The organism is Kitasatospora sp. NPDC094028 (genome assembly GCF_049543595.1).
Classification (GTDB): Bacteria; Actinomycetota; Actinomycetes; order Streptomycetales; family Streptomycetaceae; genus Kitasatospora.
Genome location: NZ_JBMVFA010000059.1, coordinates 17,468 through 27,185 on the forward strand (window position 1 = coordinate 17,468; position 9,718 = coordinate 27,185).

General features: G+C 70.8%; 9 protein-coding genes and 1 pseudogene. 3 read left to right on the plus strand and 7 right to left on the minus strand.

Features of this window, described 5'->3' with window-relative positions; genetic code table 11:
* Positions 1–22 precede the first annotated feature (22 nt).
* Genes ACPC54_RS40750 through ACPC54_RS40760 form a run of 3 tightly spaced genes read right to left on the minus strand, consistent with a single transcriptional unit; the run spans position 23 to position 2,263 of the window.
* On the minus strand, positions 23–463 hold the full coding sequence (locus ACPC54_RS40750) for an NUDIX domain-containing protein (protein ID WP_498972597.1): 441 nt from the start codon (positions 461–463) through the stop codon (positions 23–25).
* Positions 464–491: 28 nt separating this feature from the next.
* Positions 492–1,043 (minus strand): asparagine synthase-related protein, encoded by a 552-nt coding sequence (locus ACPC54_RS40755; protein ID WP_498972616.1) that lies wholly within the window; start codon positions 1,041–1,043, stop codon positions 492–494.
* Entirely contained in the window at positions 974–2,263 is a 1,290-nt protein-coding gene (locus ACPC54_RS40760) for an asparagine synthetase B family protein (protein WP_498972599.1), read from the minus strand. The genes ACPC54_RS40755 and ACPC54_RS40760 overlap by 70 nt, the downstream gene beginning before the upstream one ends.
* 273 nt (positions 2,264–2,536) lie before the next feature.
* Here ACPC54_RS40760 and ACPC54_RS40765 point away from each other — a divergent pair, with 273 nt between their 5' ends.
* Together ACPC54_RS40765 and ACPC54_RS40770 are read left to right on the plus strand one after the other, a co-directional pair.
* Complete coding sequence (locus tag ACPC54_RS40765) at positions 2,537–3,928, plus strand: NsdA family TPR-like regulatory protein (protein ID WP_498972601.1); 1,392 nt, start codon at positions 2,537–2,539, stop codon at positions 3,926–3,928.
* Positions 3,929–4,066: 138 nt separating this feature from the next.
* Entirely contained in the window at positions 4,067–4,837 is a 771-nt protein-coding gene (locus ACPC54_RS40770; protein WP_498972603.1) for a DUF5710 domain-containing protein, read from the plus strand.
* Between the two features lie 95 nt (positions 4,838–4,932).
* On the opposite strand, the gene ACPC54_RS40775 is transcribed toward ACPC54_RS40770, so the two are convergent.
* Positions 4,933–5,457 (minus strand): hypothetical protein, encoded by a 525-nt coding sequence (locus tag ACPC54_RS40775; protein ID WP_498972605.1) that lies wholly within the window; start codon positions 5,455–5,457, stop codon positions 4,933–4,935.
* Positions 5,458–5,812: 355 nt separating this feature from the next.
* Here ACPC54_RS40775 and ACPC54_RS40780 point away from each other — a divergent pair, with 355 nt between their 5' ends.
* Entirely contained in the window at positions 5,813–7,060 is a 1,248-nt protein-coding gene (locus ACPC54_RS40780; RefSeq protein ID WP_498972607.1) for a hypothetical protein, read from the plus strand.
* Positions 7,061–7,434: 374 nt separating this feature from the next.
* Here the strand turns inward: ACPC54_RS40780 and ACPC54_RS40785 are convergent, their stop codons facing one another.
* From ACPC54_RS40785 to ACPC54_RS40795, 3 genes and pseudogenes are all read right to left on the minus strand, one after another.
* A complete protein-coding gene (locus tag ACPC54_RS40785) occupies positions 7,435–8,496 on the minus strand; it encodes a hypothetical protein (RefSeq protein ID WP_498972609.1) in 1,062 nt (353 codons plus the stop codon).
* Between the two features lie 247 nt (positions 8,497–8,743).
* Positions 8,744–8,935 (minus strand): annotated as a pseudogene (locus tag ACPC54_RS40790) (IS1182 family transposase); the annotation flags it as partial.
* Positions 8,936–9,168: 233 nt separating this feature from the next.
* Positions 9,169–9,718: DUF2690 domain-containing protein (locus ACPC54_RS40795; protein ID WP_498972611.1), on the minus strand; the 550-nt coding region annotated here is incomplete at its 5' end.

Consider the following 9,718-nt stretch of genomic DNA (forward strand, 5'->3'; position numbering starts at 1 on the left):
CCCTCGATCGAGGACGGGGACGTCAGGTGCCCGGCTGGGCGGCGAGATGGCGGTGGATGCCGTCGCGGATGAACGGCGGGATGGTCAGGACGGGCAGGTGCTCGGGGGCGAAGAACTGGAGCTTGACGCCCTCGGCCAGCGGCAGCGCGCTCTCGTCGCCGTCCCAGAAGGCGGCGAAGAAGGTGATCGTCTGCCCCGAGCCGTGGGCGTCCGGGGTCTCGAACAGCTTCGTCAGGCCGCCGTCGACGGCGAGGCCGGCTTCTTCTTCGAGCTCGCGGACGATCGCTTCGGCCGGGCTCTCGCCGGGGTCGCATCCGCCTCCCAGGAGACTCCAGTGACCGGGCCAGGCGACGCCGTCGAGATCGTCGCGCAGGTGCAGCAGGAGTTCGCCGCGGCGGTTGGTGATGATCGCGACCGCTCCGCTCGGCTCGGCGGCGGACGGGTTCGAGGGGAGGGTGTCCATGCGCTCACCGTAGTGAGCAGACGGCCGGTCATGCCGCAGCGGCCAGCGTGTGGTCGGAGAACCAGGCGGCGGCCATCAGGGCCTGCATACGGGTGCGGTCGAACCGGCCGCCGGGCTTGAGGCCGCCGGCGAGCAGCGGCTGCAGCCCGCGCGGGGCCTGGTCGAGCGCCGAGCTGATCTGGGCGGTCGCCCAGGGCTCCAGCGGGCCGGAGAGCCAGCCGGGGACTGGGGAGGCGAAGCCGAGCTTGTCCCGGCTGCCCCAGACCTCCCGGGGCAGGCCGAGGGCCTTCGCGGCGTCGCGCAGGATGCGCTTGCCGGCCGCCGGGTCGGTGATTTTGTGGTCGACGGGCAGCCGGTAGGAGAACTCGACCAGGTCCCGGGCCAGGTAGGGCGAGCGCCGCTCCAGCGCGAAGGCGGAGGCGAGCTTGTCCGAGGTCATCACCAGCGGGCGCCAGGCCGTGGCCAGGTCCGCCAGCGTCAGCCCCCGCGCCAAGTCGCCTCCGGCCCGGGTCAGGGCATCGGCAACCAGCTCGCGGAGCCGTCCGTCCGGGTCCTGTCCGCGCAGGATGAGCTTGACGATCGCCTCGGTCGGGTCGGCTCCAGCGGCCCGCCGTCCCCGTTCAGGAGCTTGGAGGCCAGCGGCCGGTAGGCCTCCAGCCCGGCGCCCAGCACCGCCTCCGGGCCGAACAGGACGAGCGCGTGGCGGACGTAGCCCATCAGGAACTCGTCCGGCCCGAGCCCGCCGACCACTACGCGGATGCCGCGCTCGGCGACCGCTCGGTAGGCCATGTGCTCGGAGAACGTGGACGCGTTGCCCATCGGGTAGTCCAGCGCGTGCATGATCTGAGGCAGCGTGCGGGTGAAGTCGGCGGCGGTCGGCTCGATGACGACCAGCTCGGCGCCGACGTCGCGGGCGACGACGGCCGCCGTCGCGGACTCGTCCAGCCGGTCCTGGCCCGGGTAGCGGACCGTGAGACAGACCTGCGGCCGCATCAGGTAGGCCAGCACCGAGGAGTCCAGCCCGCCCGACAGCAGCAGCGCGAAGTCGCCAGCTGGCGCCCGCATCGGGATCCGATCGGCCAGCAGGGTCGAGAACCTGGCAAGCGCGGTCGTGTAGTCACCCTGCCAGGGCTCCAGGCCCTCCAGGGACCACCAGGTCCGCTGGACCAGCGAGCCGGTGGCGACGTCGAAGGCCAGCAGCCCGGCCGGCGGCAGCAGCTGGATGCCCTGGAACGGGGTGTCGGCGCCGGTCGGCGTCTCGATGCTCAGCATCTCCGGGCGGACGACCAGCGGGGCGGTGCCGTAGCCGGTCAGGGTGGTGACCTCGGAGGCGAACGCCAGGCGCCCGCCGTCCAGGCGCCAGTAGAGGGGCTTCTCGCCGAGCCGGTCCCGAGCCAGGAACAACCGGCCCTCGCGCGGGTCGTAGGCGGCGAGCGCGAACATGCCGTCCAGGCCGGCGAGACAGCCGGGGCCGAGCTTGGCCCAGGCCCGCAGGACCAGGTGAGCATCGGTCTCGCGGGGCTCCAGCGGGATGCCCCAGGCCGCGGCGACCTGCCGGTAGTTGTAGATCTCGCCGTTGAAGGTGAGGACGATGCCGCTGGCCGGGTCCTGGTAGGGGCCGGGGTCGGCGGTGGTGTCGACGATCAGCAGGGTGTTCATGGACAGCACCGCCCAGCCGTCGGCCGAGGTGAGGTGCCGGGTGCCGTCCGGGCCGCGGTGGTGCTGAGCGAGCCCCATCGCGGCGACGGTGGTCTGGTGGCGGACGGCGTCGGCGCCGGCCAGTCCTGCGATTCCGCACATCTGGTTGTCACCCCCGAGCGTGAATCGGTGGTGGCCTCCGCCGGGAAGATGTTTCCCCAGGTCCCGGCGGAGGCCCGGAAGACCAGGCAACCGTCTGGCGGCCGGGCGGGGCAGGGCTCGCAGGGGGGCTCACAACTCGCGAATCCGGTTCACTGCGAGCGGTGGAGGCAATACCCTCGGTGATTCGGCGTCAGGTGCCGGGCGTACAAGTTCTCGTGCCCAGTCGAGTACGACTCCCCGTGCCCAGCCGGGGAACGGATTGAGGGGGACGCTGTGGCGTCGACCACCCGCCGGCCCAAGCCGCCGAACGACGCGCTGGCCCGGATGATCGAAAAGTGCGAGGGCGCCAGCCACAAATCGCTGGCCCACCGCGTGAACCAGCTCGCCGGTGAAGCCGGGTTGACCACCACATATACGCATACCTCGGTCGCGAACTGGTGCCGCCGGGGCATGACCCCGGACTGGCCGGTGCCCAGGCTCCTGGCCCAGGCGATCGGCGAACGGCTCGGCCGGCCCGTGCAGTTGGCGGAGATCGGTATGGCCGATGCGCAGACGCCGGACGTCGGGGTGGGGTTGGATTTCCCGCGAGACCCCGCCGACGCCGTGCGCGTCGCCACTTCGTTCTGGAGTTCCGTGAACCGCCGCGACTTCCTCACTGGATCCAGCTTCGCCGTTGCCTCGTTCACGACCCCGGTGACCCGGTGGCTGGTGAGCCCGGCCGACGACCGCGCCGACCACCGCGGCGGCGCGCGCGTAGGCCGGGCCGACCTGGACGAGCTCCGCGACGCCGCCGACGAGGCCCGCCGCTGGGACTCCAAGTACGGCGGCGGCAACTGGAAGGCGAACTCCGTCACCGACTGCCTCCAGCACCGGGCCGCCCCTCTTCTGTCCGGCACGTTCTCCGACGAGGTTGGCCGCGAGCTGTTCTCGGTGACCGCCGAGCTGTCCCGCCTGGCCGGCTGGACCGCCTTCGACGTCGGCCAGCACGAGGTCGCCCAGCGCCACTTCATCCAGGCCCTGCGCCTCGCCCGCGCCGGCGGCGACGTCCAGCTCGGCTGCTATGTGCTCACCACCATGGCGATGCAGGCCCTCCTGCGGGGCTTCCCCAACGAGGCCATCGACATGACCCAGGGCGCCTTCGCCCGCGCCAACGGCCAGGCCGCCCCCCGGGTGCTGGCCTTCACCAAGCTCATCGAGGCCCGCGCCCATGCCCGCGACTACAACGCCCGGGCGGCCTCGGCCGCACTGGCTGCCTCTGAGACCTTGCTCGACCAGGCCCGCGACCCCGCCGACGAGCCGGCATGGATCGACTTCTATCACCACGCCCGGCTCTCGGCCGATGCCGCCGAGGTCTTCCGCGACCTGAAGAACCCCAAGGCCGCGCTGGCCTGGAACGCGCAGGCCGCCGCCATGCAGCCCGGGGTGTTCACCCGCTCAGTCGGCATGCGCCTGGCCATCGTCGGGACCGCCCACCTCCAGAGCAAGGACCTCGACCAAGGCCTCGCGCTCGGCAACCAGGCCGTCGACATCCTCGCCCGCGTCCAGTCGAGCCGAGCCCTCGACTACGTCCGCGAGTTCAACGCCGCCCTCACCCCCTGGCGCCGGGAGACCGCTGTCCGCGACTTCCTCCACCGTGCCCGGGCAGAACTGGGGATCGCCGCCTGACTCGTGCTGCTGCAGGCCATCCGCGGCGGGCGGCTAACGGTCGGGCCACGAACGGTTCGCCCTGTTGTCCGGCGGCTTGTCGGTTTCTGTCCGTAGGGTGGTCGCGCGACCCGCGGAACAGCAACAAGGAGTGGGGACATGGCAGTTGAGCGGATCTGGCTGGACGTTCCGTTCGCGGAGAAGGACGAGGCCAAGGCGGCCGGCGCCCGGTGGGACCAGCTCTTCCGACGCTGGTATGCCCCCAGGCCGGGCATGACCGGCCTGGAGCGGTGGGTGCCGGTCTCGGAGATCCCGTCGCTCTTGCCGGGGGAGGACCGCTCGCTCGGCAGCAGCCTGTTCGTCGACCTGGTGCCCGACAGCTGTTGGTTCACCAACGTGCGGTCCTGCGTCTCCTCGAAAGACTGGGACCGCCTGCGGCGGGTGATCTGCATGAGGGCCGGCAAGCGGTGCGAGGCCTGCAATGCGGGCGAGGACCGGGAAACGGAGCGGTGGCTGGAAGTCCACGAACGATGGACTTATGACGAATCCCACCAGGTCCAGACCCTGAAGCGTCTGATCTGCCTGTGCTCCGACTGCCACACCGTCACGCACTTCGGCTTCGCCCAGGTCAGGGGGCTCGACGTGCAGGCCCGCGCCCACCTGATCAAGGTCACCGGCATGACGCCCGTCGAGGCGGACCAGCACATCAGGCGGGCCTTCAACGTATGGCGAGCGCGCTCTCGGCTCACGTGGACGCTCGACCTCAGCATGCTCACCAACGTCGGGATCACCGTGGCTCCGCCGCCGGACGCGGATGCCCGGGCCGGTGTCGCTCAGGAGACCTTGCGCACGAAGGCAGCCGGGCCGTCCAGCAGCGTTCCCCGACAGCACAGCCCCGATGACCGGGCCCAGGCCCGCCGCGGCCAGTAAAGAGTGCGAGCCGCCCGTCCGTCCTCGGCGAGGCGGATGGGCGGCAGCAGGACCGAGGTCTTACGCCGCTTGGCCGGGGTCGGTGGCCGGGGTGTTCAGCCGGCGCTGTTCCAGGTCCCCTTCTTGAACCCCTCCTTGAGGACCGATTTGTTGAGCTGGCGCACGATGCTGAACGGCTGGCCCGCACGCTTGCCGTGCATCTCGGCCTCGTCGATCATCACCTGGAACAGGTCCTGCAGGTGGCTGGCGCGACGCGTCGGGTCGGCGCAGACGGTGGCGAGCAGGGCTTCGAAGGTATCGGCGTCGCCGACCGACCAGGCAGCCAGCAGGCGGCGGGTGAACACGCGCCGTTCGGGGCTGTGTTCCTCGATGTTGACGTGGTTGCCGTCTGCGTCCTTGCTGGTTGTCCAGTCCGCTCCCTGCAGCAGCGACCACCGGCACACGAAGTCGCTGGCGATGCGGGCGAGCGTGGCCACGGCCGTGTCGCCCAAGTCGGCCAGTTCCTCGGCCCGCCGGTAGGCGACGGGGATGTCGCCCAGCGCCCCCTCGGCCACCGCGGCCTGCAGCAGCAGGTACCCGTGCGCGGTCTGTCGCTCGTCCGGGTCCATCGGCACGGTCACCACCCCCTTCGTGTTCATCCGTACGGTTCGGCTCCGATCATGCTCAATACCGGTGTTCCACGCCTGGTGTTTGGCCGAACCGACCTCGCGGCAGCTCGGCGGCCACCACACCGAGGAGGCGAAGTGACCACCCCGCCCGACGACCGGACCCCGGCCCCGGTCAGGCCAGCTACGCGGAGCCGGGCCCGAGTGCTTGCCGTGCCCGGCCGGACCGGGCTCTGGTGCCGAGGTTCACCGGCCGGGTTCGGCGGCAGCAGGGCCGGTCGGGGTATGCCAGTTCGCCTGCGCCGGGCCAGCGCCGGGGCTAGCGTGGTCGGACGAGCGGCTCCGGTGCAGGGGGCGGGGAGGGGGCGGGGTGGACTTCCCGAGAAGGTCCGACCTGGCCGGTCTGGGCGAGGCGGAGTACGACGCGCTGGCGGCCTTCGACGATGCGACCGTCGATCTGGGGGGCGAGTGCGCGGCAGCGCGCACGGCCGCGGACCGACTGATCAGGTCGTGTGACGCCGCCGAGCGGCGTCTCGACAGCGGCTCCGCGGTGCTGTCGCTGCACGTCGATGCGCTCACCGAGGCCATCAGTGCCGCGCTGGAGCACGTCACGCGCCTGGAACAGCTGGTGTGGCGCTATGTGAGCGCCTACGCACTGACGGGTCTGGAGATCCTGGACCGGGTGGCCGCCGGGCGGCCACCGCTGTCGAAGGCCCAGTTGGAGGCACTCGCGCAGGAGCCGGCAGTCGGGCGTCTGCGGGACCTGCTCCAGGTCCCGGTCGAGCAGCGGTACGCCGCGCGCGGCGACGGCGCGGCGCTGAAGTCCTACCGCGAAGAGCAGGAGCGCTTGCAGCAGCTGGTCGAGAACGTGTTCGTCAACCAGAGCGACGACTTGCGCGGCGAACGACGGCTGACGCGCGAACAGATCGCGGCCGGCCGGCTGAGCGCGATGGACGACGGCGAGCACGACGAGCCGTGGAACGCGCTGATCGACCCGATGCTGGCCCTTGCCCGGCAGACGCCGTACGAGATCAGCCAGGCCCTCGACCGGCCGACCGCCAAACCCCACATGATCGGCAACCCCCTCACGAGCCTGCGACACGTCCACGTCTGCGAGGGGCCCGCGGAGACCGTCACCGAGGGCTACCTTCCCGGTCCGGGCGCCGAAGGCGAGCGGCCGGTGCTGCGTGCCATGGTCTGCCCGCGGCACGACCCCGCCCCCTCGAGCTGGTTCGAAGGTCTTCGGGTACGCGTCATCGCGAACGCGAGGCCGTTCTCCCCCACCTGCGGCCTCGTGCTGGACTACCGCGACACCGAGCCGCTACTGCAAGCGCACGCCGGACTGTGGCTTACCCCGCTGACCGGGCTGAACCCCGCCGACCACGACGGCTGGGCCGCGTTCCTGCGCGCCGCGACCACGTACCTCGACGCGACGTACGGCACCGACGGCGACGGGCCCTGGAACTCGGTCGCCGTCTTCCTCGAGCAAGCTGCGAAGTTCGCCGACGAGGACGACCTGACAACCGCCCTGACCGGGCTCGCCTGCGCGGAGACCGCGACGTTCACCGCCCTCGCGGAAACGCCCGCCGCCACTAATCGAGGGCCGGACGACGTGTGACCACAGACGGCGACCCGACCTCCCGGAACGGCCGTTCCGGGAGGTCGCCGAAAGCCGGGAGGCTCCGGAGGGTGAGCTGAGAGGATGCCACTGCTGTCACTCTCAGAGTGAAGTTGATGACACTGCGTCAGAGCGGGCCGGGTGACGAGGCCGATCAGCCCGGCCACGTCGGGGCGCACGCTCTCCACGTCTAGCAGCACCCCTTCGCCGCTGGGGGTGGCGGTCTCGACGATATCCGCCGGGACCGCCATTGGCAGCCGTTCGCTCTGCGGCAGCACGCACCTGCGTGGCGTGTCATGGGTGGGCATCAGGTCCAGCTGCTGCGCTCGCAAGGATGCGTGAGCCGTCCTTGGTCATGTCAGACGATTTGATGGTCAGGGCGCGTTCAGGCCGAAGTCCTGTGTGGTGGTGTTGTTGGCGCCAGGGCTCTGGATGTTGTTGTTGGTGCTGATGTTGTTGAACATCGGGAGGATGCCGCTGAGGTTGACGGGCAGGATCGATACGCTGCCGCCGCCGTTGTTCCCGCCGGTCTGGTTGAAGGTGATGGTCACCGTAGCCGGTCCGGTGGCGGATCCGGAGGTACCGCCTGCCGGGACAAAGTTCGACCCGCCACCGCCGCCACCAGGCCCGAACGTGTCAGGGCTGACGATTTCGTCACAGCCTCCACCTCCGCCGCCGCCGAACCAGCCGGCTCCGCCACCGCCGCCGCCGAATGCGCCTCCGCCGGTGCCGCCGGCACCGGCTGCGCCGGGGGTTCCGGCGGTAGCCCCGATGGTGGCGGTGCATGCGGCCCCGCCTGCGCCGGGCGATACCTGGGTTCCTCCGCCTCCGCCTGCGCCACCGTTGGTTCTGCTGCTGCCGCTCTGTCCGATGTCTCCGGCGTTTCCTCCGTTGGCCCCAGTGGCTGGGACGCCAACCGCGTTCCCTCCGCCCCCTCCGCCGCCCGCGACGATCAGGCGGGGATCGGTGGCGGCGACACCGGTCAGGACACAGCCAGCGTTGGTCGAGTTGCAGGTGCGCACGTCGCTGGATCCGCCGCCGGCGCCGCCCGTGGCCGCCGGTCCGCCGCCGGCACCTCCGCCGGTGCCGACGTTGACGAAGAGGGTGGTGCCTGACGACACGGTGACTGTGCCGGTGACGGTGGCGCCGTTCCCGCCGGTGCCTCCCGTGGTCCCGCTTTGGCCTGCGGCGCCGGTGGCGGTGATGGTCAGTTGGGTGACGCCGGACGGGACGGTGAAGGGCTGGTTGGCGCCGGCGTTGAAGGTGACGGTCATGGGTGCCGCCTCGGCGGGCGTGGCCAGGGGCACCACCAGCGCCGCCGGCAGCGCCGTCGTGGCGAGCAGGAGAGCAGCACGCCGGCCCGGGCGCCGCAGCCGCTCAGCGGTGGCTGCGGCGCCACGTCGTTCGGATGCCGCAGGTTGCAGGTTCATTCTCACGCTCGGGACTCCTCGACAAGGATGCCGAAAGCAGGGCACCGTGGACATGGGTTTGATGTTCCGATCCCTGTACGAGACCGCCCGGTGATCAAGCCACACCCGGCTGGTGCCGGACGCCCAGACACGCCGTCTACAGTGCGCCGCGATCAATAGTCCTCAAATCGGAGGACGATTCGTCATGGGTGAGCCGGTCGCGGAAGTCGGCCAGCACGCTGTGGTGGAAGCCGGGATCGTCCAGTTCCATGGCCAGGGAGTACACGAAGTCGATGCGGCAGCGGACCGCTTCCGCCGTCTGACGGTCAGACGGTTCGACAGGCCGAGCAGGAACTGCAGCACGCAGACGGTGGCCAGCTGGGCGGGCGAGAGACTGGCGGCCGTCGCACGGGTACCAGCCGGCGAAGTCCCCGTCGTGCCAGAGCCCGTCCAACCGGTCCCGCACCCAGATCGCCGTCGTCCCCTTCGGATTGCTCCCGTGCGACCTGCACAGTCAGAGCGGGAACCCGTTCACCGGAACGGAGACGGACGGACAACGCGCACCTCGCCACTGGGTCGACCTGCACCACAGTCACGAACCTGTCCACTGATCATCCTGCTCAGCCGGAGATCACCAAGATCACCGGCAGATGCACACCTGGAGCTCGAATCCGCGTGGTGACGACGACACGCCGCCGGTCAGTACCAGGGGGTACGGGCGGACGTGAGCGCGCCGTTGTACCAGTTGGGTGCCTTCCCGAACGCTTGGGAGTACTCGCCGCCGTCGTAGACCATCTGGGTATAGCAGCTGTAGGCACCCAGCGTCGTCGACCAGTTGTACGAGGCGCATCCGTAGGACTGATTGTCGGAATGCCGCGTGATCGCCGCGAACTCGCCCTGCCCGCCCCAGTAGTAGGACCTGACCCGGGCCCAAGCGGTGCGACAGGTCGGGGAATACCGCAGCTCGATCCACCCCACCGTGGCGTTACCGCTCATGATCGCCACCGATTCCCCGGACGGGGTGACGGCGTCGTTGGCACACCCGGACTGGTCGGGCTCCCAGCCGTCACAGCTGTAGCCGGAGCAGCTGACAGCCGGCCGCACCGTGGCCGACACGGTGGTGGCCGACGCGGTGGTGGCCGGTATGACGGTCGCTAGTGCCGCATCAGGCAACGTTCGCCCCGTTGCGGCATGCTGTCCGGTTGCCGTTGGCGGCAACCGGACAGTCAGAATGATCACGTGGCTGAAC